The sequence below is a fragment of the Mesorhizobium sp. CNPSo 4671 genome, assembly GCF_057784245.1.
This window is the reverse complement of the sequence record NZ_JBWLUW010000003.1, coordinates 122,317-147,373: the sequence shown is the minus strand read 5'-3', so window position 1 is coordinate 147,373 and position 25,057 is coordinate 122,317. Positions and strand designations below refer to the sequence as shown.

At 63.0% G+C, this 25,057-nt stretch carries 27 protein-coding genes and 1 riboswitch; of the genes, 5 read left to right on the top strand and 22 right to left on the bottom strand.

The annotated features are described in order from the left end of the window. Positions 1-66 precede the first annotated feature (66 nt). Positions 67-1,680, bottom strand: coding sequence for an extracellular solute-binding protein (locus tag AC04SF_RS08940; protein WP_488477484.1), 1,614 nt, complete (start codon positions 1,678-1,680; stop codon positions 67-69). A gap of 358 nt (positions 1,681-2,038) precedes the next feature. Between AC04SF_RS08940 and AC04SF_RS08935 the strand changes: the two genes are divergently transcribed. Beyond that, positions 2,039-3,067 (top strand): LacI family DNA-binding transcriptional regulator, encoded by a 1,029-nt coding sequence (locus AC04SF_RS08935; protein WP_488477483.1) that lies wholly within the window; start codon positions 2,039-2,041, stop codon positions 3,065-3,067. A 4-nt stretch (positions 3,068-3,071) separates the two neighbouring features. Here AC04SF_RS08935 and AC04SF_RS08930 read toward each other — a convergent pair whose 3' ends face one another. The 9 genes from AC04SF_RS08930 to AC04SF_RS08890 all read right to left on the bottom strand — a co-directional run bounded on the left by AC04SF_RS08930 (position 3,072) and on the right by AC04SF_RS08890 (position 11,483). Then, positions 3,072-3,506, bottom strand: a complete 435-nt coding sequence (locus tag AC04SF_RS08930) for an aconitase X swivel domain-containing protein (RefSeq protein WP_488477482.1) — start codon at positions 3,504-3,506, stop codon at positions 3,072-3,074. Further along, positions 3,503-4,753: an aconitase X gene (locus AC04SF_RS08925; RefSeq protein WP_488477481.1), complete on the bottom strand. Its 1,251-nt coding sequence runs from the start codon at positions 4,751-4,753 to the stop codon at positions 3,503-3,505. Before AC04SF_RS08925 ends, AC04SF_RS08930 begins: the two co-directional genes overlap by 4 nt. A gap of 73 nt (positions 4,754-4,826) precedes the next feature. Continuing rightward, a complete protein-coding gene (locus AC04SF_RS08920; protein ID WP_488477480.1) occupies positions 4,827-5,891 on the bottom strand; it encodes an ABC transporter ATP-binding protein in 1,065 nt (354 codons plus the stop codon). After that, positions 5,891-6,679 carry an ABC transporter permease gene (locus tag AC04SF_RS08915; protein ID WP_488477479.1) on the bottom strand — a complete coding sequence of 263 codons (789 nt, stop codon included), beginning with the start codon at positions 6,677-6,679 and terminating at the stop codon, positions 5,891-5,893. Before AC04SF_RS08915 ends, AC04SF_RS08920 begins: the two co-directional genes overlap by 1 nt. After that, on the bottom strand, positions 6,679-7,548 hold the full coding sequence (locus tag AC04SF_RS08910; RefSeq protein WP_488477478.1) for an ABC transporter permease: 870 nt from the start codon (positions 7,546-7,548) through the stop codon (positions 6,679-6,681). The genes AC04SF_RS08915 and AC04SF_RS08910 overlap by 1 nt, the downstream gene beginning before the upstream one ends. Before the next feature lie 66 nt (positions 7,549-7,614). Continuing rightward, entirely contained in the window at positions 7,615-8,676 is a 1,062-nt protein-coding gene (locus AC04SF_RS08905; protein WP_475438435.1) for an ABC transporter substrate-binding protein, read from the bottom strand. Between the two features lie 39 nt (positions 8,677-8,715). Then, the gene (locus AC04SF_RS08900; RefSeq protein ID WP_488477477.1) at positions 8,716-9,693 is read right to left on the bottom strand and encodes a PfkB family carbohydrate kinase; all 978 of its coding nucleotides are present in this window, start codon (positions 9,691-9,693) and stop codon (positions 8,716-8,718) included. Next, complete coding sequence (locus AC04SF_RS08895) at positions 9,690-10,754, bottom strand: ADP-ribosylglycohydrolase family protein (RefSeq protein WP_488477476.1); 1,065 nt, start codon at positions 10,752-10,754, stop codon at positions 9,690-9,692. Before AC04SF_RS08895 ends, AC04SF_RS08900 begins: the two co-directional genes overlap by 4 nt. 3 nt (positions 10,755-10,757) lie before the next feature. Next, positions 10,758-11,483: a GntR family transcriptional regulator gene (locus AC04SF_RS08890; RefSeq protein ID WP_095203906.1), complete on the bottom strand. Its 726-nt coding sequence runs from the start codon at positions 11,481-11,483 to the stop codon at positions 10,758-10,760. Between the two features lie 137 nt (positions 11,484-11,620). Between AC04SF_RS08890 and AC04SF_RS08885 the strand changes: the two genes are divergently transcribed. The 3 genes from AC04SF_RS08885 (at position 11,621) to AC04SF_RS08875 (ending at position 13,558) form a co-directional block, all read left to right on the top strand. After that, positions 11,621-11,878, top strand: a complete 258-nt coding sequence (locus AC04SF_RS08885; protein WP_488477475.1) for a hypothetical protein — start codon at positions 11,621-11,623, stop codon at positions 11,876-11,878. 132 nt (positions 11,879-12,010) lie between these two features. After that, on the top strand, positions 12,011-12,301 hold the full coding sequence (locus AC04SF_RS08880; RefSeq protein WP_096447731.1) for a hypothetical protein: 291 nt from the start codon (positions 12,011-12,013) through the stop codon (positions 12,299-12,301). Positions 12,302-12,487: 186 nt separating this feature from the next. Next, complete coding sequence (locus AC04SF_RS08875) at positions 12,488-13,558, top strand: sensor histidine kinase (RefSeq protein ID WP_488477474.1); 1,071 nt, start codon at positions 12,488-12,490, stop codon at positions 13,556-13,558. A gap of 58 nt (positions 13,559-13,616) precedes the next feature. Here AC04SF_RS08875 and AC04SF_RS08870 read toward each other — a convergent pair whose 3' ends face one another. The 11 genes from AC04SF_RS08870 to AC04SF_RS08820 all read right to left on the bottom strand — a co-directional run bounded on the left by AC04SF_RS08870 (position 13,617) and on the right by AC04SF_RS08820 (position 23,415). Beyond that, positions 13,617-13,790, bottom strand: coding sequence for a hypothetical protein (locus AC04SF_RS08870; protein ID WP_488477473.1), 174 nt, complete (start codon positions 13,788-13,790; stop codon positions 13,617-13,619). A 274-nt stretch (positions 13,791-14,064) separates the two neighbouring features. Continuing rightward, entirely contained in the window at positions 14,065-14,229 is a 165-nt protein-coding gene (locus tag AC04SF_RS08865) for a DUF3309 family protein (protein ID WP_202353493.1), read from the bottom strand. A 288-nt stretch (positions 14,230-14,517) separates the two neighbouring features. After that, positions 14,518-15,051 carry a hypothetical protein gene (locus AC04SF_RS08860; protein WP_488477472.1) on the bottom strand — a complete coding sequence of 178 codons (534 nt, stop codon included), beginning with the start codon at positions 15,049-15,051 and terminating at the stop codon, positions 14,518-14,520. A 486-nt stretch (positions 15,052-15,537) separates the two neighbouring features. Then, positions 15,538-16,233 (bottom strand): methyltransferase family protein, encoded by a 696-nt coding sequence (locus AC04SF_RS08855; RefSeq protein WP_488477471.1) that lies wholly within the window; start codon positions 16,231-16,233, stop codon positions 15,538-15,540. A 175-nt stretch (positions 16,234-16,408) separates the two neighbouring features. Next, positions 16,409-17,425 (bottom strand): ABC transporter substrate-binding protein, encoded by a 1,017-nt coding sequence (locus AC04SF_RS08850; RefSeq protein ID WP_488477470.1) that lies wholly within the window; start codon positions 17,423-17,425, stop codon positions 16,409-16,411. Further along, a complete protein-coding gene (locus AC04SF_RS08845) occupies positions 17,418-18,185 on the bottom strand; it encodes an ABC transporter ATP-binding protein (RefSeq protein ID WP_488477469.1) in 768 nt (255 codons plus the stop codon). Before AC04SF_RS08845 ends, AC04SF_RS08850 begins: the two co-directional genes overlap by 8 nt. Then, positions 18,182-19,003 carry an ABC transporter permease gene (locus AC04SF_RS08840; protein WP_488477468.1) on the bottom strand — a complete coding sequence of 274 codons (822 nt, stop codon included), beginning with the start codon at positions 19,001-19,003 and terminating at the stop codon, positions 18,182-18,184. Before AC04SF_RS08840 ends, AC04SF_RS08845 begins: the two co-directional genes overlap by 4 nt. A 33-nt stretch (positions 19,004-19,036) precedes the next feature. Continuing rightward, positions 19,037-19,645: a YkoF family thiamine/hydroxymethylpyrimidine-binding protein gene (locus AC04SF_RS08835; RefSeq protein ID WP_096447745.1), complete on the bottom strand. Its 609-nt coding sequence runs from the start codon at positions 19,643-19,645 to the stop codon at positions 19,037-19,039. After that, positions 19,636-19,749: riboswitch (TPP riboswitch) on the bottom strand. Its footprint overlaps the gene before it by 10 nt. Before the next feature lie 61 nt (positions 19,750-19,810). Continuing rightward, entirely contained in the window at positions 19,811-20,788 is a 978-nt protein-coding gene (locus AC04SF_RS08830) for a formyltransferase family protein (RefSeq protein WP_488477467.1), read from the bottom strand. Positions 20,789-21,173: 385 nt separating this feature from the next. Beyond that, positions 21,174-21,692: a peptide-methionine (S)-S-oxide reductase MsrA gene (msrA, locus tag AC04SF_RS08825; protein ID WP_322415066.1), complete on the bottom strand. Its 519-nt coding sequence runs from the start codon at positions 21,690-21,692 to the stop codon at positions 21,174-21,176. Between the two features lie 175 nt (positions 21,693-21,867). Beyond that, the gene (locus AC04SF_RS08820; RefSeq protein ID WP_488477466.1) at positions 21,868-23,415 is read right to left on the bottom strand and encodes a glycosyltransferase family 39 protein; all 1,548 of its coding nucleotides are present in this window, start codon (positions 23,413-23,415) and stop codon (positions 21,868-21,870) included. 198 nt (positions 23,416-23,613) lie between these two features. On the opposite strand from AC04SF_RS08820, the gene AC04SF_RS08815 reads away from it, so the two are divergent. Next, entirely contained in the window at positions 23,614-24,321 is a 708-nt protein-coding gene (locus AC04SF_RS08815; RefSeq protein ID WP_488477465.1) for a hypothetical protein, read from the top strand. 92 nt (positions 24,322-24,413) lie between these two features. Here the strand turns inward: AC04SF_RS08815 and AC04SF_RS08810 are convergent, their stop codons facing one another. Then, on the bottom strand, positions 24,414-24,884 hold the full coding sequence (locus tag AC04SF_RS08810; protein ID WP_488477464.1) for a GNAT family N-acetyltransferase: 471 nt from the start codon (positions 24,882-24,884) through the stop codon (positions 24,414-24,416). Positions 24,885-25,057 lie beyond the last annotated feature (173 nt).

The window sequence follows — 25,057 nt, the reverse complement described above, 5'->3', positions numbered from 1 at the left end:
GTCGCGTTGCTGACGAAGGGGAAGAGCTTCCGCCCCTCCCCTCCGGCTCTGATCCAGGGAGATGGATCAGCTGATCGGATCGAGAACGGTCGGCCAGGCCTCCTTGTTGGTTCTGATGGCTTCGAGCAATTTGTCCTCACCGATGCGCCGGGCGATCTTCTTCCACTCGGTCTCGGTGTCGGCCATCGCCTGTTCAGCGGTCTTGGCCTTGGTCAGAGAAGCCATCAGGTTTTCGTCGAGCGCATTGTGGAAGGCGGTGGCGCCGGGATAGTTGATGGTCGGCACCGTGCGGGCAACCGTCTCGCGCACCACATCCATGTGGTAGGCATGATAGGTCTGGCGCACCAGCGGATCGGAGAAATCCGAAAGCCGGAACGGATCGAGATAGCCGCCGGGATTAGCGCTCATCCAGGCATAGATGCGGGCCGAGCCGAGCCATTGCAGCAGGAGGTAGGCCACCTCAGGGTTTTTTGACTGCGACGAGACCATGCCGGTCAGCGAGAACCACAGCACCGAGCGGCTGATCAGCTTGCCGTCGATCTCGCGGCCGGGCGGCAGCATCGAGCCGATCTTGCCGGTGACCTGGGAATCCTTGTTGCCGGCATTGTCGAGGAATTTCGGCAGGTTGGAGAAGGCGCAGGTCATCGCCGCACCGCCCTTGGCGAAATTGCCATACTGCTCCGGCCAACCCCACGAGATCGCATCCGGCGAATGATGGACCAGCGATTCCACATATTCGTTGGTGGCGGCGATGCCATGCTCGGAATTGATCAGCGGCTTGCCGTCGTCGCCGAACAGGAACTGGTTGGGCGACGCCATCGAGACATAGCGCTGGTACCAGTTGGTGTAGCCCCAGCCCTGGTTGCGCAAATCGGTCGAGCCGAACAGGCCCTTGTCGGGACGCTGGAAGAAGGCGGCGATGTCGCCGTGCTGCTTCCAGGTCTTGGGCGGCGCCAGATCGTAGCCGTATTTTTCCTTGAAGGCCTTCTGCTCGGCGGCGTCGCCGAACAAATCGGTGCGGTAGACCCAGGTCTGGAAGTCGCCGTCCAGCGACACGCCATAGTTCGAGCCGCGATATTTGTTGAGCAGCGACACGCCCTTGGCGCCGTCGACATAGCCGGTCTTGGGATCGTCCCATTCGGGCTTGTACTGGGCGACGAAGTCGTCGAGCTTGGCAATACCGCCGGTTTCGGCGAGATCGCCAAGGCGGTTCCATTCGGTGGAATAGATGTCATAGGCCCCACCCTTGGTGGAGATGTCCTGCATCGTCTTGGTGAATTCCTGGCCGTTCGGCAGGCCGACGATCTCGATCGGAATGCCGGTCTCCTTTTCCCAGAGTTCCTTGATCGACGGCGCGCCGGCCGGGAAAGGTTGCGTCAGCTGGCCGATCGAACCGTCCGACAGGCCGAGCACGATCTTGGCCGGCGCCTTGCCGGCGCCCTTCAGCGCCTTGGCCGCCTCGATGGCGCGGCCTTCCGGCGTGTCGGCGCCATACTGGTAACGCTCGGCACCCTCGAAGCCGGTAGGGCCGCCGATCATGCCCGGTGCCAGCGCGTCGGCCGCAAAGGCGCGGCCGGGACGAATGAATTGCGGTGCGATACCGGCCGCGGCCACGAACGCCGCCGCCTTTCCTCCGGACGCCAGCAACCGGCGCCGCGATATGCGGATCAGATCAGACATTGGAATTCCTCCCTCAGGGCTCAATGTTTCCTCCACGAGCCCATGAGGGATATTGACGGCAGGATCGGAAGGCTGTCAACATCATAAATAATCAAAATACCTCACAACATCGCAACGAGGCGAGGAAATGCGTCATACCGGGGTCCATATACCGCTCCAGATGCCTCGATTTGATGGGAAATGTGTCTTCCCGTCCCGGAACAGCCGTGCCGGGCGACCTGATTTAGCCCGGCGGCTTGCGCTTCGGCCAAGGCCGGATACATCATTTCCCATCAGAATCGCCGATGGCGAGGAGTCGTGGCCATCGGGCCGGCTGCCGGCATTGCGTGATCCTGATGCGTTGAGGAGATGAAAGACGGTGCGTTCCACCCTGACCGACATAGCCCGGGAAGCCGGCGTTTCCGCCGCCACCGTCGACCGCGTGCTGAACAACCGCCCTGGGGTCAGGGCGCGCACGCGCGAGATTGTGCTCGAAATGGCGCAGCGCCTCGGCTACATCGCCGAAGGCCCGAACGGAACCCCGCCAAAACCCTCGCCCGGCGAGGTCATCCGGCTTGACTTCGCGCTGCCGGCCGGCACCAATTCCTTCATCAAGATGCTGCACCGGCACATCGAGGCGCAGGCTTTGGCGCGACCGGATCTCGACGTCCACATCGCCACCATAGAAGGCTTCAATCCCGACCGGCTCGCCCGCCTGCTGCAGGATTTGCGCGGACAGACGCAAGGCGTCGGCGTCATCGCGCTCGACCATCCGACGGTACGCGAGGCGCTCCGCTCGCTGTCGGCCAACGACGTCAAGGTGGTGACCATCGCCTCCGACATCCTGCATGTGCCGAGGGTCGCCTATATCGGCATCGACAACCGCGCCGCCGGCCGGCTGGCCGGCTATCTGCTCAACCGCTTCATGGGGCCGGAACGCCCCGGCAAGGTGGCGCTGTTCGCCGGCTCGCTCTCCTATCGCGGCCATGAGGAGCGCGAGATGGGGTTCCGGCACATATTGACCGAGGAATCCCCCAATCTCGAGATCGTCGAGATGCGCGAAATGCTCGACGACCGCGAAAAGGCCTATTTGGAGGCGTCAGCGCTTCTGGACCGGCACCCCGATCTTGCCGCGATCTACAATGTCGGCGCCGGCAACACCGGCATCGCCCGCGCCCTCAAGGAGCGCGGCCGCGCGCAATCCATGGTCTTCCTCGGCCATGAAGTGACGGACGGCACCAAGGATCTTCTGCTCGACGGCACGCTCGACGCGGTCATCGACCAGAACCCACGCGTCGAGGCGCGCGAGGCGCTCAACACGCTGACCCATGCGGTCCGGGGGCTGCCCTATGAATTGCACCAGCCAAGGCTGCAGGTGATCTTCAAGGAGAATATCCCGGAGATCTGAGCGGCTAGCTTTCTGTTTTAGCTCTGACGATCGCCCGGCCGTCCGCACCAGTGCCGATCGCTACCCTGTCGCCGGAAACAAGTCCGGCAGCGTCGCACACCACCAGCGGCATGCTGATCCCATAAAGAAACTCGGCAACGATGGCGCCCACCGCCAGGATCGGGTCAGGACGCTCCATCAAGATACCCGCCGGCGCTGTCCCCCTACGGATCGCTTCGGCCAGAACCGAGGACGAGGACGACGACCCTCGCCCACTCGGCATGACGAGAATCATGCCGGCGACATTCTGGCCAAGGCCCGGATGCGAATGGTCAATGATCTCGCCGGTCTCGGCATCGATGCCGCCCCAGAAGCTGAGCGGCTGCGAAAACACCAGCGCCTGGCCTTCGGCCTCGCCGACCAGCTGGAAGCTGCCGGATCGTTCTGCCGACCGCGTCATGAGGCACTCCGCACGACATGCCCGACCGCGGCGGAGCGGATGCAATCCTTCATGTCGGCAAAGGCGACGGTCACGCCGATATTGCCCGGCGCGTAGTGCGCCCATTTGCCGGAATTGGTCATGACAACGCCGTCGAGCCGCTCGAGGATGGAGGTGACATAGGTGCAGGTGTCGGCGACCGGGATCAGGCCGAACGCCTCCATGCCGGCCAGCGCGCCTTCCTCCTGCAGCCGCGTCAGCGTCGCGCGTCCGGTGTTGACATAGATCGGGATGCCCCTGCCCGGTGCTGCCTCGCGCAGCAGCGGCAACAGGCGCATCCATTCCTCATGGGAAAAGTGCGGCGTGCCGAGCGACACGGCCGCCAGCGTTGCGCCGTCGGGCACTCCGGACAGCCTGGCCAACGCGTGGTCAATATCAGCGCGGCTGATGCGGATCGTCTCTTCCGGTGCATGACCCTGGAACGCCTCATCGAGCGTTCTCGCCTCCGGCGTGATGCCGACCGCATGAAACAGCGCCACGGCACCGGTCGTCGCGGCCGCCGCGCCCAGTGCCTTCAACTGATCCTCGTCACGCGGCTTCGGCACGCCTGAGATCACCGGTATCCGGTCGCCACTGGCTTGCCCGATGATCAGCCCGACACCGACGAACAGGCTGTCGCTCGGCTCCGCGTCAGGAATGGCCAGTTCGAATAGGATGCGGCCACGCCGGTTTTCCCTGAGATGCAGACCCCAGGCCGGCGCGCGTCCGGTCATGGCGCAGCACAAATCGATGAAATCGCCATAGCGGTTGGTGCGCGCGCCAATCACCGAATTGGCGAAGACGATGGCGTTGGATTCGCCCCAGGCGATCTGCTGGCCGAATTCAGGCCGGAAGCGTGTCTGGTAGGGCGCGCAAGTAAAGGTCGCCTGGCAGCCCAGTTCCATATGCGCCTTCATCAGCCGCCGCGCCGGCACCTCTTCCGCTGCCGGCATCTTCACCATGCCGGGATGGATGAGGTCGAACGAGCCGACATTGAGCGTCGTCGGCACTTGCACGCGGCCGCCGCCCTCGACCAGCCGTTCGACGAAATCGAGCCCGGCCTTGCCGTGATAGAGGCAGCCATCGATATGAGCGCCCATGATGTCGAGCAGGCCCTGTGCGCCGATCGCGTTGGAAAAGGCGACGAGGATTTTCATCGCGGCGGCGGCCGACAGGCCTTGCTCGCCATCGAGCATGGATCGGTCCTGCGCGGTCAATTCCAGTGTCATCGGAAAACTCCGGGCTTATGCCCGGCTATGCTGTTCCTCATTGCCTGCTATCTGGCAAGAGCCAGAACGAGGATCAGCTCGCAGCAATCAACACCGTACTTTCCGGCGACCAGCGCAGCACCACATCCTGCCCTTCGGCCAGCCTGTCGGCACCGGTGTTCTGCACGATGACCTTCAGCGTCTGGCCGGCACGCTCGACGAAGTACGTGCTGTTGTTGCCGGCGAAAATGCGCTTCGAGACTTGGCCCTTCAGCATGTTGGCATCGCTATCCAAAGCCCCGGCATCGGTGGCGATGCGGATGCGTTCGGGCCGAACGGCACAGCTGGCCTTGGCGCCGGCGGCAAGCGTCGCGCCCACGCCGGCAGCGATCGCCGTGCCATCCGGCAGCCTGATGCCATTACCCGTCGAGTCGCCGCGAAAAATGTTGGCGTCGCCGAGGAAGGTCGCGGCGAATTCGCTTTTCGGCCGGTCGTAGATTTCCTCCGGCGGCCCCTCCTGCACCATCCTGCCGTCGCGCAGGATGCCGATGCGATCGCTCATCGTCAGCGCCTCTTCCTGGTCGTGGGTGACGAAGATGGTGGTGATGCTGATCTCGCGCTGGATGCGCTTGAGCTCGATCTGCATGTCGACGCGCAGTGCCTTGTCGAGCGCACCGAGCGGCTCGTCGAGCAACAGCACGCGCGGCTTGGTGACGATGGCGCGCGCCAGCGCGACGCGCTGGCGCTGGCCACCGGAGAGCTGGTGCGGCCGGCGGCCGCCGAGCTTGCCCAATTGCACGAGGTCAAGCGCGCGCTGCACTTCCGCTGCGATCACCGCCTTGGCCTCACCGCGCACCGACAGGCCGAAGGCAACATTGTCGGCGACGCTCATATTCGGAAACAACGCGTAGTTCTGGAACACCATGCCGATGCGCCGCTTTTCGACCGGCACGCGCTCGACGCTCTCGCCACCGATGGAAATGCGGCCGGTATCGGGAAAATCGAAACCTGCGATCTGGCGCAGCAGCGTAGTCTTGCCGCTGCCTGATGGTCCGAGCAGCGCGTAGAACCCACCATCGGCGAAATCGATGGAGACATCGTCCAGCGCCTTGTGCGCGCCAAAGCTGCGGGAGACGTTGGATACCTGCACGCCGGCCATTATTTCTCTCCGCCGAATTTGAAGAACCGCGCCGTGAGCAGCATCAGCGCCATCGACACGACAATGATGATGGTCGAGACCGCGTTGATCTCGGGCGTAAAACCCTTGCGGATCGCGGCGTAGATTTCGACCGGCAGCGTCGTCTGGCCGGGCGTCGACAGGAAGTAGGAGACGACGAACTGGTCGAACGACACGGCAAACGCAAACAGCCCGCCGGCGATGACGCCCGGCATGATCCAGGGCAGCGTCACCCGCATTGTGACCTGCCACTGGTTGGCGCCGAGCGAGCGCGCCGCCTCTTCCAGTTCCGGCGCGAAGGTCTGCAGGCGGGCCGAGACGACGACGATGACATAGGGTAGCGCCAGCGCGACATGGCCAAGCAGGATGGCGAACAGGCCGCGACCGATGCCGACGCCGAAGAAGAAGATCAGCATCGCCGTGCCGGTGATCAGCCACGGAATGGCGATTGGCGGGAACAGCAGCGCTTGCAGCACTTTCTTGCCGCGAAACTCATAGCGATAGAGTGCCAGCGACGCCGCGGAGCCCAGCACCACGCTGATGATGGTGGTGATGATTGCGATCTCGAGGCTGTTCCAGGTCGCCGATATCAGCTGGTCGTTCTGCCACAGCGAGGCGTACCATTCCGTCGTCCACTCGAACGGCAATTGGTAGAAGGGCGAGACGTTGAACGACATCAGCGCCATGATGATGATGGGCAGATAAAGGAAGGCGAGCAGCAGGAAGATGTAGAGGCGGCCAAACCATTCGAGGATGCGGGTCGTCATCATCACGCGGCCCTCCGCAGCACTGGTGAGGCGACCGCCAGGATGACCAGCACGACGGCCAGCAGGATGAAGGACAGCGCGGCTCCCAGCGGCCAGTTGAAGACGGCGACGAACTGGTCCTCGATCACTGTTCCGTAGAAGGTGCCGGTGCGCCCACCAAGAATGCGCGGCTCCATGAACGAGCCTACCACGGGCACGAAGATCAGTGCCGCGCCCGCCACCAGTCCGGGCATCGACAGCGGGATGATCACCCGCTTCAGCACCTGCAGCCGCGAGGCGCCGAGCGAGCGCCCGGCCTCGATCAGCGAGTCGTCGATCGCCTGCAAGGTGAGATAGCAGGTCAGCACCATATAGGGCACGTAGGAGTGCACCAGGCCGATGATGACGGCGGGATAGGAATACATCAGATCGATGTTGATCTTGAACGGCAGCACGGCGTTGAGCGCCGTATCGAGGATGCCCCCCTCGCGCAAAACCATCGCCCAGGAAAAGATGCGCACCAGTCCGTTCGACCAGAAGGGCAGGATGACGAGGAGAAAAATCGCCTCGCGACTGCGTCCCTTCAGCACCTTGGCGAGCACATAGGCGGCGGGATAGCCGATGACGACGCACCACAAAGTCACCTCTAGCCCAAGCCGCAGCGAGGCCAGCAGCAGCGTGAGATAAAGGCTCTGCGAGAAGAAGGCGGCGTAGTTGCCAAGCGTGAAAGCCCAGGGCTTTCCCGACAGCGGCAGATCGGTCATGAAGGAGAAGAAAACCATGGCCGAAAGCGGCAGGAAGATCGCCACTGTCAGCCAGAGATAGGCCGGCGCCAACAGCGGCAGAGCCGATCTCAGTCCGCTGCGCGATGCGGTCGCTCCCTCCACTGCCATGAGACCCTCCTCCCCAGGATTGAAGGACCAGCCGGCGCGAACCGCCGGCTGGTTCGGACGTGAGCTTTATTTCACGTCGACCTTGAGCTGCTGCCACAGCGCCAGATAGGCCTCGCGCTGGGCGTCGGTGATCGGCGCCTGGAACTGGATGCGCTTGGCGACCTCGGGATCGCCCATCACCTTGCGGTTGAAGGCGTCCTCGGGCAGCGCTTCCACCGCCTTGGTGTTGGCCGAGACGGGAGCGCCGACCTTGGTGACCCATTCGACATAGAATTTCGGGTCGATCATCCAGTTGATGAAGGCCTGCGCGCCTTCGACGTTCTTGGAGCCGACCGGAATGGAGAAGGCATCCAGCCAGGCGACGGCGCCCTCCTGCGGGATGACAAGCGAAACCGGCAGCTTGAAATGCGTCTTGGCACGGTCGGCCGAACCGCTCCAGTAAGTGCCGATGTCGATCTGGTTGGAAGCGACCATCTGGTTCCAGTCGTTCTCCGAGCTCCAGAAGGTCTTGATCTGCGGCATCAGCGAGGTGAGCTTCGTCTTGACCGCATCCATATCCTTGATGTCGTTGATGTTCTGGCCGGTGGCGATGGCGCCGAACTGCACCGCCTCGACCGCGTCGTCGCGAATGACGACGCGGCCCTTATGCGCGGGATCCCACATTTCGGCGATCGATGTCGGCGGCTTGTCGAAGGACTTTTCGTTGATGGCGAGCGCCGTCAGGCCCCACACCCACGGCACGCCATAGACCTTGCCGTCATGGTCGAGCATCGGTGAGCCGGCCTTGTCCTTGCTGATGTCGGCATAGTTCGGCAGTTTCGACACATCAATCGGCTGGATCAGCTTTTCCGCCATCGCCTGGTCGTTGAAGGCGGCGTTGATCATGACCACGTCGTAGAGGCCGGGATTGGTCCGGATCTTGGTCAGCATTTCCTGTTCGGAATTGAAGAAGTCGTTGACGACCTTGTTGCCGGTCGCCTTTTCGAAAGCCGCTACGGCCCAGGGTTCGTCGGCGCCGTAGCCTTTCCAGTTGAGCACATGCACTTCGGCGGCACTGGCGGCCAGCGTGAGTGCGGTGGTGAAGACGGCGGTCGCCGTCAAGAGAGCAGTCAGTCTTGGCATGCGCATGTTGGTTCCTCTCTTTGTTTGCCCGCTTGGCGGGGCTTGTCAGGCTGTCTGATGGGCCTTCTGGTTCTGGCCCGGCGCGCCGGTCGCGGCGGCCTGGCTCAGGAAAGTCTGGATTTCGGCATGGCTGGGCGCCGATGAACCGCCATGGCGGGTGACCGAAATGGCGGCCGCCGCATTGGCGTAGCGCGCCGCTTCAAAAGGCTGCACGCCCCGCGCCAGCGCGCTGACGAAAGCGCCGATATGGGTGTCTCCGGCGCCGTTGGTGTCGACGGCATCGACTTTGAACCCGGCGACGGTCTGCGCCGTGCCGTCGGCCAGCCTGATATGGCATCCCTTGGCGGCAGAGCGGATGACGACACCGGCCGCTTGCGGACAATGCGCGGCAAGCAGCCGCGCCGCGAGGCTCTCGACATCGCCCTGACCGGCAATTTCGGCGGCTTCCGCCGCGTTGCAGCTCAGCCATGCGGTGCGGGCAAGCACCCGCGACAGGACGGGGCGCGGAATGTCTGAAATGACCGGCGTCGGGTCGAAGACGAAAGGAATGTTTGCTGGCAGCGCCTCGATCCAATCGGTGAGCGCGTCGCGGCTGCCCGCATAGCTCAGCGCATAGCCTGAGGTGAACACCCAATCACCCGGCGCTACTGCCACGGGTGCCATCATGTCGAGGGTGAGAATGCTCTCCGCGCCCGGCCACGACACGAAAGTGCGTTCGGCGTCGCTCGAGATCATGGCGACGCAATTGCCGCTGTCCATCGCAGGCGATGGCGGCGTCAGCGTCTCGATGCCCTCGGCAGCGAAGGCGGCGCGCAGGAAATCGCCATTCGGCCCGCTGCCGAGCTGACCGCCGAACACCACCTTCATGCCGGTGCGGCTGGCCGCCACCATCATGTTGAAGCCGCCGCCGGCGACCTGGGCAAAGCTCGATGCCGTCTTCTCGGTGCCCGGCGCCGGCAAGGCGTCGATGCGGTAGACATAGTCGACCACCGCGCTGCCGATATGGACGAGACGCCCGCTCATGCCGCCGCGTCCTTGTCTGGGCCAGTCTTGCCTAAGTCGGTCTTGTCAGGGCGGCCTTTGGAGATCCGTGTCGCCACAAGATCGGCGGCTAACGCCTGAACCTCCGCCATGTCGATGCCTTTGAGGCCGGCTACGCGATCCCCAGGCAATCGTGAAAAGCCCGTGCAGGCGCCGGCCATGCCGGCAGCGATGGCGCCGATCGTGTCGGTGTCGCCGCCGAGATTGGCGCTGATAACAGCCGCTTGCCAGGGGTCACCGTCGGCGACTTCCAGCACCGCGAAGGCCGCCGGAACAGATTCCTGGCTGGCGACGCCGGTGCCGACCAGATCGGTGATCAGTCGGATCGCATCTCTCGTCACCTTGCCGCGCACCAGATCCTGCGCCCAGACGATCCGCGCGGCGATGTCGCCGCCGGTCACCCAATGGCCAAGCGTCGCCCCTCGCCGCGCCGCAGCAATGGCACTGTCGGAGGCGGCGCGCCAGTCACCCCCGGCAACGCCGCGGCTGACGGCGGCCGCAACCGCTGCGGCCGATGCTATGGCGATCGAGGTGTTGTGCGTTGCCCGGCAGGTCTCCGCCACCTTGGCGACGAATGCATCGAGCGGCTCCAGCGGCATCATGATGCCGACCGGCGCGATACGCATCGCAGCCCCATTGGTGTCGCCGCTGCGCCCCGCTTCCTCGGCCGGCACACCATTGTTGATGGCGTCGATGGCACGCTTGGTCGAAGGACCCAGCAGATCGTAGCTGCCGCGCGCCTTCACCTCGCGCTCCCAGTCGAGCAGCGCGTTAACCCAGCGCGCATGATCGAAGCGCTCGCCGGATTCGACCAGAATGCGGCCAAGCAGCAGCGCCTGTTCGGTATCGTCGGTGATGGTGCCGGCCAGTAGCCCCTTCGACACCGGATGGTCGGCGAAGGGCGCGATGAAATCCTCGACATGGCCGTAGAGTTCGGCAATTCGGGCCGGCGACAGAAGCTGCGTCGGCATGCCGAGCGCGTCTCCCAGCGCTCCGCCGACAAGCGCACCCATTGCGCGGTCAAGAGTGAGATTGTCCGGCATCGCTCAGAACCTCATATGCAGCGCGAAATGCGCGGGATTGAGCAGGCTGGTAACATATTCGATCGGCCGGTCGTCGGCCGCACGCGTCAGCCGGCGGCCGCGCAGGAACGGCGTGCCTTGCGGGCAACCGAGGATCGCCGCATCCTCGGCGTTGAGCATCTCGATGCCGACCCATTCCTCGCCATGGTCGGGGATGAGGCCGGCGCCACGCAGCGTCTGGTGCAGCGAGCCTTCGCGCAGGCCGCGTAGCGGCACATCCTCCAGCTCCGGCGACAACGGCAGGCGGCTGCGCTCGATGGAGATCGCATGGCCGTCGCTGGCATTGGTGCGCACCCGGTCGACGGCGATGAAGAACGGGCTTTCGATCTCCAGCAAGGCAGCGAGATCGGCATCTTCGATGACCTCCAGCCGCAACGTCCTGGTCTCGGCATTGGCGCCGGCATTGGCGAGCGCCCGTGACCAGCCGATCGAATCGTCAACCGGCTTGCCATCGAAGGTGACGAAGGAGCCGATGCCGACCTTGGTGGTGATCAGCCCGCGGCTGGACAGTTCCTCGAGGCCCTTGCGGACCGTGTTTCGGCTGACGGAGAAACGCTGGACGAGCTCGTTCTCGCTTTGCAGGCGATCGCCGAAGCCGAGCACGCCGGAGCGGATTTCATGCTCCAGAACGGTCGCGATCTGCTCGGGCTTGCCCGTGCCGGGAGACAGTTGAACCGCGCGCCGCTTCATATTCATACCTGTTCAGTGAACCTGTATAGTCCTGTTCAATATATGGCCATAAACCTCATGTCAATGCGATACCAAGACAGGTTAGAAAGCCCGCAGTGGGTCCCGACAGTGTGATAGGCTCCCGTCGAAGGAGCACCATGTCCCATTCAACAGAGCACAAAAATCCGAAGCTGATCGTCGTGGTCGCGTTCGATCGCGGCGAGGACGGTGAATTGTTTCCGGCCTTCGGCCCAGCCGACCAGCAGAGCGAGGACCGCGCCATACGCACCGCGAGGGCTCTGGCGCCAAAACATGTCGGCGTCATCGCCTGGAGCCGCGATGCCGACCCGACACTTGGCGACTACGGACCGCCGACCACGCTTTTTGTCAGTGGCGACGTGCCGGCCATGGAGTAGCCGGCCGCCTTGGCTGGGTCGAGAAAATAAAAAATGATTTTAATTTATATTCACATATAGGAACAGATTTCTCTCGAAGCCGTTTATCTGCAGGTCGTTTATTCCAATGACCTCTACGAAAGGAATTCCCCAATGAACTTCAAGATGCTCACGATGGGCGCGATGGCGCTTGCAATGATGACCGGTTCGGCGCTGGCCGCTGCCAGTGGCACCTCCGCGCTCGACAATCCTGAAAAGATGGCGCCCTTCTATACGGACTCCGGCATGAAGACCATGAAGTCCGAAAAGGAATTCAAGACCGCCTGGATGGCCATGAAGGAAGAAGACCGCGCAGGCATGACGAAGGAATGCGGCGACAAGGCCATCGCCAAGTCGCATGACGATTTCTGCAAGATGACCAAGCAGCTCGGCGGCGCGAACTGACGCACCGCGATTTGGGCTAAGGCCTGGATGAACAGCTGGACGAAGGCGGGCCGAGTGCCCGCCTTTTCCGTGACAATACGGGACATCACGTCATCGTGGCCGGCGATTCACTTCGCGACAACGGCGCGGCAAAGGTGTAACATCAACCCTCAGAGCGGCAGAACGCCACTCGTCTGGCTTTTGCCCATGTTTCAACCCATCGCGAATATCGAGGATGCGCAGACGCTGGCGCAGGCGATCGTCAACACGATCACCGAGCCGTTCCTGGTCCTCGATGAGAAATTTCGCGTGCTGGCCGCCAGCCGCTCCTTCTACAAGACATTTGAAGTCGACCCCGCGCAAACCCAGGGCTCGCTGCTCTACGCGCTAGGCGACGGCCAGTGGGATATTCCGGCCCTTCGCCTGCTGCTGGAGACCATTATTCCCGAGAAGACCGCCATGGACGGCTTCGAGGTCGAGCATGATTTCCCGCGGATCGGCCGCCGCACCATGCTGCTCAATGCCCGCAAGGTGCTTTACGACCACAGTTCAGCGATCACCATCCTTCTCGCCTTCAACGATATCACCGCCCGTCGGGTGATCGAGAGAGAGAAAGAGGAACTGCTCAAGCGCACGGAAGATCTGCTCCACCAAAAGGACGTGCTGCTGCGCGAGATGGAGCACCGGGTTGCCAACAGCCTGCAGATCATCGCCAGCATCCTGCTGCTGAAGGCGCGCTCGGTCACTTCTGAAGAGACGCGCCAGCATCTCAAGGACGCCCATCAACGCGTCCTGTCCGTGGCCGAAGTGCAGCGCCATCTCCACACCTCGGTCGGCATCGACGAGATCGATGTCGGCTCCTACCTTTCGAAACTGTGCGGCAGCCTCGCCACTTCGATGGTTGGCGAGGCCCAGCCGATCGAAGTCACCGCTACGACCGAAGGCGGCAGGATGGATTCGCAAAAGGCAGTCAGCCTCGGACTGATCGTCACCGAATTGGTGCTCAACGCCATCAAATATGCCTTCCCCAAGGAAAAGGACGGCGCTCGGATCCAGGTGAGCTACGAGACCGCGGGCAGCGACTGGAAACTGACGGTTTCGGACAATGGCGTCGGCAAGATCGCGAACGACGTACCGGCCACCGGCCTTGGAACAGCCATCGTGGAGGCGCTGGTGAAACAGCTCGAAGCCAAGGTGGAAGTCATCAGCGACAACGACGGCACCAGCGTCTCGGTCACCCGGGCAACGTTCACCTCACGGGTGCCGCGCGCGGCGTAAGAGCCGCTACCAGGAGGCCTGCCTTCCCGCCAGCGCCTCGATCCTGATCCAATTCCGTTCAGGCCGCGCGATCGATGCGGCGGATGACCTTGATCGCCTCTGCTTCGGCGATGCCGATCAACGCATCTATGCCCTGGATGGTCTCGATATGGCCACGAGCCGCCACCATCCGCCGCAGAACGTAAAGATCATCGCGAATTTCGCAGGGTGTCGTTCTGAGTGTTGCGGGCATTGTGGGCAGCCTTCCGCAAACTCAACTGTCTCGACGCCAGCCGGCTCCCTCGGCTTCAACGCAAAAGCCCGCTCCGGATACCGGAGCGGGCCTTGGAGGAGGATGAAGGGGTGGGACCCTCTCCTCTTGTTTCCACGGGGGGTGTGGACCGAAATCAATATACGAGATTCGCGCCGGATTTCGGATCACAAGCCGGCTTGCTTCCATCACGATCCGGTGCGCTCCCTTTGTTTGGCAGTCACGAGATCGCGATGATCCGAAGTCTTGCGAGCCTCTAAATCCGCCCTAGCACGACAAGGATGATGAGGATCAGCAGCACAAGCCCGAGCCCGCCGCCGCCATAGTAGCCGGTTCCATAGAACGGTCCGCCGCCGAGCCCGCTGAAGCCGCCCAGCAGCGCAATGACAAGGATGATGATGAGTATAGTGCCCAAGCTCATGGTTCCCGCTCCTATTAGGCGCTGATGCGCCGGTTAGAGCACCGCCGCATGCGGTGTTTCGAGACGAGAACGCTCGGGCAGCCTTACTGTTCCGCCAATTGCGGCATGGCGTCCACGCGAAAGGATATTTGCCGGCGAATGAGACGGCTCAGACAGATACAGGGCGGGAAAGCGCTCAACACGCAGGAAGCCCGCCTGAGTGGCGGGCTTCCGACCGGACGGAGGCCAGGAGAGTGCTGTCAAAGCCTCACGGCTGGTTGTGCACTTCCACTCCCGGCGGTCTTGGCCTCAACGGCGGGCAATCAGCAGGCAGAGCTGACGCAGATCGCGGTCATAGGCGCCTTCGCTGCTGAGCACGTCGACACAGCGCTTCTTCATGCGCGCCACCTGGCTGTTGGACATCTGCGCCACGACGCCGGGCAGGCTCGGTTGGGTGGGATTGCTTGGATTGGTGCCGCCACCCATGCCCACGCCGACATCGGCGCCAATGTCGCCGGTGCCTCCGACGTTGGCGCTGGCTTCGGCATCGATGTCACCACTGCCACCGACAGCAGCGCCAAGCCCGGCACTGGTGCCGTTGGAGCCGCCTACATTGGCGCCGGCCTCGGCATTGATGCCACCGCCGCCACCGACAGAAGCACCAACACCAGCGTTGGCACCACCGCTACCGCCGAACGAAGCGCCAACGCCGGCATTGACGCCGCCGTTGCCGCCCACCGAGGCGCCGACGCTGAGCCCAGCTGTGCTTGCCGGCATGGAAAGAACGAGGACCATTGCACTACCCGCCAACACACGGGCGACTGCTTTGATGGTAGAAGCCATGACACTCTCCTGTTGTCGTTGCGCTAAGACAGCCGGCGTACACCGACTGCAAATTTAGCTACGCGGCAGGCGAGCTTCAGTTTCAAATCGGCACATACTTGCACAGATGATGGTATTTATTTCTGAAAATCGTAAACTATAAAAGTGATAAAACTATAATACATATGTAAAAAATATTCTATATCGAGAGCGATAATCATCGATATATTTCATAATTTGGAACGAAAGCCGATTCCATAGGGAATCGCCACACGTGTCATTGCTGACAGACATCCCGCTTGGCGCATGCCGTGAAGATTGGACATCGGTCACATGGCAGTGCTCGTCAGCACCTGCAGAACCCAGCGGGCGGCATTGGAAAACCAGGCAGTCGACAGGCGTGAAGCAGTTTCAGGAAATGCGGGAACCGGCTTTCCGGCAGGCGAACCGCCCTAAACAAGCCAAATAGGATCGGCCACTCCAGCCTTTCAATCGACAGTCTTGCCCTCAGAATAGGCGGTAGAACAGCCTGTAGCGCACACGCTCCATGTAAGCGCGATACTCCGGCTCAGCGGCCAGAAGGGCCTCCTCACGCAGGATACGATACAGCTGCATATAGGTGATGACCGCATACACCGCGAGGTTGTGGAAGGAAAAGGCCGACAACAGATAGAGCACATGGCCGGCAAGGTAGCCGGCATAGATCGGATGCCGCACAATCCGGTAGGCGCCACCCGTCATCACGCCGCGATTGCCAGGCAGGATCGCAAAGGAACGGCCAAGCGATATCTTGCCCCAGATGACAAACAACAGCGCAACAAACTGCAGCGGCGCGGCGACATAGACCGGAACAAGCGCTATGCCAGGCTGAAGGCTGACCAACGCGACACCGAAACTAGCGGTCACGGAGACGATGACCGTAAGCAGGTTCCAGTCACGCGTCACCGGACGCCGCGACAGAAGCAGCCAGGTGAAAGTGAGTATCTCGGAAATCGCCACCAGCGCGGCGTTGAGCCGGGTCGGGTCGTCCACGAGCTGAGACACGCCGCGATAGACGAACAGCCCCGCGCAGGCCAGGGCACAAAGGCGAAAGAAGCCCTCGCGCAGGTCGACCAGTATGTCATGCCTTCGCGCGGCGGAGAAAAATCCGCCCTCATTACTATGCGAAAACGCTTCACTTTTTGACGTGAGCAACGCAAGCACCCCGATGATCCCTCGGAAGGACCATTGCACGCAACCATTGCCGGGGGGTTAACCGGCAAGATCGGATCGGCATCAAACGGGGTGACGCCTCCGAAAGCATACGGGGGGCAGGACACCCCCCCGGACGCCAACCTAACGGAGTAGGCCGGGCGCTACCATTGATGCGTATCCAGCCTCATCCCAAGTCCAGATTTGCGAAATACCTCGCAAAATCAGGACGCTTCGTCAGAACCTTGCCATCAGCGTCGCGCAGAATGCCGGCGGTGAAGAGATAGTCGCCGATCGCGTCCATCTTGGCTGGATCCATCGTGCCGATGGCGCCGTTTGCTCCGCGTAGATAGTGTCCGTCGATCAGCGCTTTCAGCGACGCTTCGATCAATGCCGGGTTGGTCAGGGCATCCTTGTTGGCAGCGATCAGCAGCGCGGCGGCTTCCCCGGGATGATCGACGGTGAACTGATAGCCGCGTCGCGTTGCCTGGATAAAGGCCGCCGCCAATGCCGGGTTTGCCTGCAGATAGGCTTCGCTCGACGAGATCAGCGTCGTGTGTTCGTCGGGCACGCCGTAATCGGCATAGACGAAGCTGCGCTGCTTGATGCCTTTGAGTTCGGCCTCGACTCCTTCCCAGGTCGAGACTTCGAGCGTGAAGTCGACGGAGCCGTTGGCCAGCGCTTCATAGGCGGAGGTGCCGAGAGTCACCGTTTCGAAATTGCCCTTGCCGCCATCGTGGCGGATGATGGTCGAGATCAGCGCGTTTTCCCAGGCGCTGCCGAAACCGCCATAGGTCAGGCCGTCAAGGTCCTTCGGGCTTTTGATCTCGCTGCGCGCGGCATTGAAGACCACGCGGCCGGTTTCGGACTGCACCACGGCATAGACGGCCTTCAAATCGGCCCCGGCGGTCTTCTGGGTGAACAGGCTGATCGTGCCGTTGATGCCGAAATCGGCGACGCGGTTGGCGACCAGCGTGCCGGCGCCGGTGTCGCTGTAGGGCAGGATGTCGACCTCGAGGCCGGCCTCGCGGTAAAAACCCTTGTCGCGGGCGACGAACAGCCCGATATGGTTGGTGTTGACCGTCCAGTCCAGCGCGACGGTGACTTTTTGTGTTGCCGCGAAGGAGCGGTTCGATCCGGCGATCAGCGGAAATCCGCTGGCGAGGGTGAGCAGCAAGGCCTGCCGGCGCGTCAAGTCAGTCATGGTCATGTCCTTTGGATGGTTGCGGGTTGAGCAAAATGTCGAGGATCTCGGCCTCGAGTGCGCTGGCCTGTTGCGCGGCGGCGCCGGTCGGATCGCGCGGGCGCGGCAACGGCACTCTGATTTCACGCAACACACGGGCCGGACGCGCCGACAGCACGTAGATACGGTCGGACAGGAACACGGCCTCGCGCACATCGTGGGTGATCAGCAGCGCCGTCCAGCGATGGTGCCGCCACATCTGCTCGAGCCAGCGCTGCATGGCCGCGCGGGTCAGCGCGTCGAGCGCGCCGAACGGCTCGTCGAGCAAAAGCATGTCGCGCTCCTGCACCACCGTGCGCAAGAGCGCCGCGCGCTGGCGCATGCCGCCCGAAAGCTGTGCCGGAAAATGCCGCTCGAAACCAGCAAGCCCGAACTCGGCAAAAAGCGGGGCGACGCGCGCCCGCGCCGCCTTTCGCCTGATGCCTTGCACTTCGAGCCCAAGCGTCGCGTTGTCGAGGATGCGCCGCCACGGCATCAGCGCGTCGCGCTGCGGCATGAAGGCAAAATGCCTGCCATGATCGTCGAGCGACGCGCCGTCGAACAACATCTCGCCCTCGCCATGCTCGGCACCCGTCAGGAGTTGGAACAGCGTCGACTTGCCGGCGCCTGAAGGCCCAAGGATCGAGACGAATTCGCCGGCACCGACGCTGAGCGAAATGTCGGCGAGCACGTCGAGCCCGCCAAACGCTTTGCGTACACACCGCAATTCGAGCCGGCTCATCCCTGCGCCCCCTTCCCTGCCGGCTGCCGGCCGGCCCGTTCCCAGGGCATGGCGAGGCGCTGCAGCAACGCCGTCAGCCCGAACAGGATCAGCGTCAGCGCGGCACTGACACCGACAGCGGCGAGCACCAGATCGGGGCGGAAATTGTTCTTGGCGTTGAGCATGTAGATGCCCAGCCCCTTCGCCGCGCCGGCATATTCGGCGAAGATGGCGCCGACCACGGCATAGGTGATGGAGATCCGCAGGCCGGCGAAGAAATAGGGCAGCGCCGAAGGCAGCCGCGCCAGCACGAAGACACGCCAGCGCCCTGCCCCCATGGCGCGCAGCATCTGGCCGATCTCGATCTCGGTCGCCTCATAGCCCTGCACCAGGGCCACCAGCATCGGGAAGAAGGTGACCAGCGCCACCAGCATGATCTTCGGCGCCAGCCCGAAGCCGAACCACAGCACCACCAGCGGCGCGATCGCCACCAGCGGCAAGGTCTGGCTGACGATGAAGACGGGAAACAGCGCACGCCGCAGCGGCTGGAAGAAGTCGACCAGCATCGACAGCGCGAAGGCGGCGCCGAGCGAGCAGGCAAAGCCGATCAGCGTCGCGCGGATGGTGGGAATGGCGTTGTCGATCAGCGCCTCGCGATTGAGCATCGCCTGCTCGAAGACGCGTGAGGGCGCCGGCAGAATCGTCGGCTTGATACCGGAATAGGTGGCGTAGAGCTCCCACGCCACGAGGAGCAACCCGATGGAGATGATGGCGGGCGCTGCCTTGGCAAGGGAGCCCGCGAGCGGGCGCGACACGACTGATGATAAGACCACGGGCATAACCTTTGACGGCGCGCGGAAGCGCACCTGGTTTTAGACAGCCGACGGGCTGTTGGCCGAAACCGTGACGTCGAGGGTTACGTGGCCGGCGCCCGGCCCGAAGCGGCAAAAGGCTTCGTTCAGCGCCGAAAAGACCGCACCGGTATCGCCGCGCAGTTTGGTGCAGAAGTTCTTGGAGCGATCGTAGACGCCGGACTGTTTCAGGAAATCGATGCAGCCGTAGATCTCGTCCATATGGTCGCCGGTGCCCATCACATAGAGCGAGAATTGCGCCGCCGCCGGCTGGCCGGTGGCGGCAGCATTGCGCACCGCGCTGATTGCGGCTTCCTTGCGCGGGCCGAGCGGCCCGACAGGTCCGCCAAACGCGTCGGAGCGGCAGATCGGATCGTCCGGCTCGCCCGGGCAGCCGCGCGAAATGGCGGCCGACAGCACGCAATGCTTGCCGCTCCGCGCCGCCGCCACGAACAGATCGCGCAGCGCCGGGAACAACACTTCGGGCGGCCCGACCAGCAAGGTCGAGATGTCGTCGGTCTCTATCCTGAGCCTGTCCCGGTAGGGATCGAGCGCGCCGAGCGCGCCCAGGATAACGCCGACGAAATCGTCAGCCATGGGGTATAGGGAAATCTGTGCGCCTGAAAACATAGCCCGCCTCGCTCCGCTGGTATTACCCAGATCAGCTTCTAGGGTCTGTGGGCTTGCCGCCCCCGTCTCAGCCCCGACCGTACGGAGCACCCCTGTGGATGGGCGCGTTAAAGCACCATTCGGACCGAAGGGGAAGCCGTTTTTTTCAACGCACTGCGCCAACTCTCACGCTTGCCCGTCTTCCACCTTGCCGAAAAGCCGGATTTCAGGGGGCGACTTTCTGACTGGAGCGCGCGCGAACGTGGCGTGCAGTTTCACGAGCCGTTTGAGCAGGCGGCTATAGGTGAGATACCGGACCCTGCCGTCGGCAAGATCGAACTCCACGCTCCCCCATCGTCTGACTGGCACATGTCCGGTCGGCGGACCGAGCCGCCTGATCTGGAACCCCAGCCTGACCTTGTGCCCGGCGACATCCAGATAGATGCCTGGAACAGTGCCCAGCACATGCCACATCAGGGCAACATGCTCGATCGACATCTCAGGCGAGATCATCGTGTGGGCCGCCTTCAGCCGCGCCCAGACGAAATCACCGGCCGGCTGCCGCATTCCCGAAAGGCTGCCTTTACAGTAGGCGGGAGCCACCTCACTCACCAGCGCGCGCATCGCCCTCGCCACGCTGTCGGTCAGGGTCTGCAGCGACACCCAGTCTGCTTCGGAAAACGACACCTGCCCGAGAATGTCGCCATCATCGAAATCGGCGGACATCTTGTGCAACGTCACACCGCCATGAACGGCGTGCTGGCCGTCCACGGCCAGGCGGTGGAGAGGATGCGGACCCCGGTAGTTGGGCAACAGTGCCGGGTGAAGATTGAGGCCGCCCTTGGCAAAGGTGCCGAGCAAATCCTGTGGTATCAGTGCTGGAAACGCGAAGCAGATCAACACATCGGCCTTGGTCTCAGACAACTGGCTGGCGAGTGTGCCCCAATCATAGGGCCGGCCAAATTCGATCAGCCTTGCCGGCGTGTTGCCGATATAGCGTTTGAGCTGCAATCTTCGTCTCAGCCCTCGGCGAAAATTGCTGACGCTAAAATGTTTTTGGCGTTGGCGGATTCCCGGCACCACAATCGCGTCGATCAGATGGCCTGCTTCAAGCCATCCTGACAACAGCGGCCCGGTGTAAGGGGTTATGTCGAGCACGAACACCGCGGAAAGCCGGCCCGACCTGGTCTGCGGGCTCAAAAGCACCGGCCGTTCAAGGCGCAAACCATGCCAACCCCCGTCGAGGGACATTCGAACGGCAAGCCAGCCTCATCAGGCAGGCCTGGCCGGGTTTGCAAAATAAGTCGGTCGGTCAGGGAGCCTTGACAATCGAAGACGGCACCGTGGCGGTGACGTCGGAAAGCCGCGCGCCTCTCGCCAGAAGTGGCTTCTCATAGATTTTCTTCATGCGTATCTCCTGAAGCAAATCAGCATACGCAGTTGGCCAGCAACGCCACCAACTGTCAATCGCCAAGCGGCGACTGACAGTTGGCATTCACGCGGTCACAGGAGTTATGCCGCCTTGCTTCTGGAAAGCGATCCGCAAACCTTACGAGACGGCCTTCTCGCGCACCGGCAGCTTCCAGCCCGGCCTGACGAAATGGCAGGTATAGCCGTTGGGATATTTCTCCAGATAATCCTGGTGCTCTGGTTCGGCCTCCCAGAAGGCACCCGCCGGCGCGACTTCCGTGACGACCTTGCCGGGCCACAGGCCGGAAGCATCGACATCGGCGATGGTGTCTTCGGCGACGCGCTTTTGCTCGTCGCTCGTATAGTAGATCGCCGACCGGTAGCTCATCCCAACGTCGTTGCCCTGACGGTTGCGTGTCGTCGGATCGTGGATTTGGAAAAAGCGCTCCAGCAGCGTGCGATAGCTGATCACGGCCGGATCGAAATTGATCTCGATGGCTTCGGCATGGGTGCCGTGGTTGCGGTAGGTGGCGTTGGCTACATCGCCGCCGCTATAGCCGACACGGGTGGAGATGACGCCGGGGTAGCGCCGTATCAGATCCTGCATGCCCCAGAAACAACCACCTGCAAGCACTGCGCGTTCGATCGAAGTCGCCATGTCACGTCTCCTCAAAAGGCAATTCCATTTGTGTAGCGGTTTCCCGTCCGGAATTGCGCAGACAAAATTGGATTTCCCAATAAATGGGCATTGTCGCCTGCTTCGTCCAGTCGCATGGAGACGAACGCGGCCATGCGCGAACGATATTGCGACGCGGCCAAGGGATCGAACCGCTTCAGCTGCGCGGATGCCGGGTCCGGCTGTCGGCGTCAAGCGGCAGATACCGCGTGCCGGGCGGAATGGCGGCAAAGCTGATTGGCACGGGCGGCGCCGTGCGCGACCAGTTGAAAAGAACGGTCTTGACCGGGAGGTTGCCCAGCCATACCCGCAGTTGCGGCGGCACGCCACGACCCGGCCAAACCATCAGCATGCCGTGCTCGCGCAACCGCTGCCTGGTGATCCAGGGCGCGAACCGGGTATCGAGGTCGGTGAAGATCGACGGCTTGTCATAGGCATTGAGGCCGGCCAGCATGGCCAATTGGGTATCGCCGCCGACAATGTCGAGCCGGCCAGGCGCGGCCGCATGCCAGACCGCCTCGGCCTCGTCCGAGATCGGCTGCGCCGGCCAGCAGACGGCGTCCAGGCGCCCCCGCACATTGCAGCCCGTCCAGCGGAGGGTCGCATAGGCGCCCGACATGGTAACGATGCAAAGGAAGGCACAGATCGCCAGCCTTCGCATCTCGATGGCGCCGAGCCGGTGGCCGAGAAAGGCAAGCACCGTGACACTAACAAGATTGTACATCGGCGCCCCCCAGGACTCGCCGGTGCCGGTGAACAACGAGGCCACCATGACCAGGGTCGCAGGCCCAAGCCCCATCCACACGAGATAGACCAGAATGCCGCGTTCGACGGGAGCTTCGGGAGCGGGCGAGCGCCGCAGCAGCCCCGATATCGCCAGCACTAGGAGAAAGCCGGAGAGCCCGGCCAGCTGGACGCCGATATAGTAGAGGCGCGCGCGGTGTTCGGTTACCCACGCGTCGCGGTCGGCGAAATAGGTCAGCGGCAGGAAATCGATGCGGTAGAGCGCGATGGCCAGCGGCGCAGCCACCGCTAGAAAAACGGCAAAGCCGAGCCACGGCCAAGGCGTCGCCAGCCGGCTGCGCGCGCGCGCGTCGTACAGCAGCCAGAGCGCGCCGAAAGCAAGCAGCAGGCCGGTGGAGAACTTGGCATAGAGCCCGACGCCCGACACCAGTCCGAGCGCCAGCCACCAGCCAGGCCCGCCACCACGGCCGGCGCGCCAAAGCAGCCAGCATATGGCCGCCCAGAACGGCATCTGCGCATAGTCATGATTGAATTGCGGGGTCGGCCAGCCGAAGAAATAGACCGACGGCATCAAAAGCACGGCAGCCAGCGCCCGGCTTTGTCCGAGCATGTCTCTGGCCAGCAGATAGACCAGGACGAAGGTCGACGAAATCGTCAGCTGGGCGAGCAAATATTGCGGCCAGTGGAATGATCCGGTCAGAAGATGGCTGGTTTCGAGCAGCCAGCCGGGAAGCTGCGGGTGCTTGTAGGTCAAAAGCACCCATTCGCGGCCCCACATGAACCCTTCCACCACATCGCCGGGCGGCGCGGGGTCGATCAATGCCGGCACCACCGTCCAGCACACGATCTGCACCAGGCACAGAAGCGCCAGCAAATACCAGGGATGGCGAAGCAGGCCGGGCCAGACCGATGACGAGTCGAGGCCGGCGGCAGTCAGCCCCGCCGGCGCCCAACCATCCATGGAGTCGTCTATTCCCACCATGCGGCGCTTAAACCACATCGTCCGGTTTGCCGAACAGCCCCAACCTCAAAGCTTACGAAAAAGTATACTTGCAGGCCATTGCAAGACCAAGATTGAGCGGGAGTTTCGGCGCTCCGTTGCCCCTCCCCGGCAGAACAGCCCGCCCATCTGATCCTATCTGAACATCCCGGATATTCGATGCGTCACCAGCATGCCGTCATCCACCACCGCGCGCTCGACTTCTGGCTGGCGCGTGCGGCCGTCCTCGTCATCATCTGTTTGCAGCTCCTGGTGATCAACGATCTCTCGTTTGGGCCCCGCTGGCTGGCGCCGGCGCTGGAGGCCGCCCTGCTCGTGCCTCTGTCGGTCGCCACCGCCTGGACACAGGTCGCCACCCAGAAGGCGGTCGAGCAGGAGCACTGGTATCTGGTCGGCCGGTTTCGCGTCATGATCCGCAGGACGGCGCTGGTGATGACCGGCGTCGTCAGCATCATGAATTGCGGTTCGCTGGTGTTCCTGGTGCGCGCCTTGTTGGCGGGCCATGCCGGGGCCAGCGGCCAGACGCTGCTCATCGACGCGCTCAACATCTGGGTCACCAATGTCATCGTCTTTGCCTTGTGGTTCTGGAGCACCGACCGCGGCGGGCCGCCGACCTGCGGCCTCGTCAAACGCGCCCAATCCGATTTCCTGTTCCCGCAAATGACCTTGAACGATCGTGATATCCGCGACTGGCTGCCAGGCTTCGTCGACTATTTCTTCCTCGCTTTCACCAATGCGACGGCGTTTTCGCCGACCGACACCTTGCCGCTTTCCCAACGCGCCAAGCTTTTGATGATGGCCGAGGCGATGATCTCGCTGCTGACGATCGCACTGGTCGCGGCCCGCGCCGTCAACATCCTCGCCTAGGCCCAAAATGCAAAATAGCGCGCCCGGCGAACCGGAGCGGGCTATTGGATGGTCTGCGATGGTCTCGAAGCTGGAGCGCGCGGACGGTCCCCTCAATCCGCGCCGAGGTCGCGCTCGAAGACCACCTGGTCGCGTAGCGGAATGCCGTTCACAGCCGAGCCTTCGGGGTAACCGGTCGATGGCCCGAACGCATCCTGCACGATGCGAAACATCCGAAAGCCCTGTCTCTGGTAAAATCGCAGATTGCCGATATCGGCCGCCGCGGTCGAAACGATCAGGCGCCGGCCGTTGCGCTCGCGGCAGCGGGTGATTGCCGCCGCCACAAGGGCACGCCCCAACCCCTCGCTCTGCCTTGCCGGGCGGACCGCCAGGCTCTTGAGTTCGAAGACACCGCCCTCGCCTGTCTCTATGAGCTGCGCATGGCCGACAATCCTGTTGCCATCGCGCGCAACCAGCACCTCGCCCTTGTCGATATAGCTGGAAACCTGCGTGGGAGAATCGTCGGCAAGGGTAAACAGCGGCAGCAATATTTCGCGGTCCCCGTCATATCGTTCAATCTGCATCCGTAAGCCCAGGCTGGATCAATGCCGCCGCGAACTCGGCAGCCCTGCTCCGGGATATAGCAGCGGCCGGTCAGGACCCACAAACGCAAAAAAAACCCGCCCCGGCGTGAGCCGGCACGGGCTTGGGTCGATCGAGCCGTCCGGTACGGATTTTCGACGCCAGGCAAAGCCTG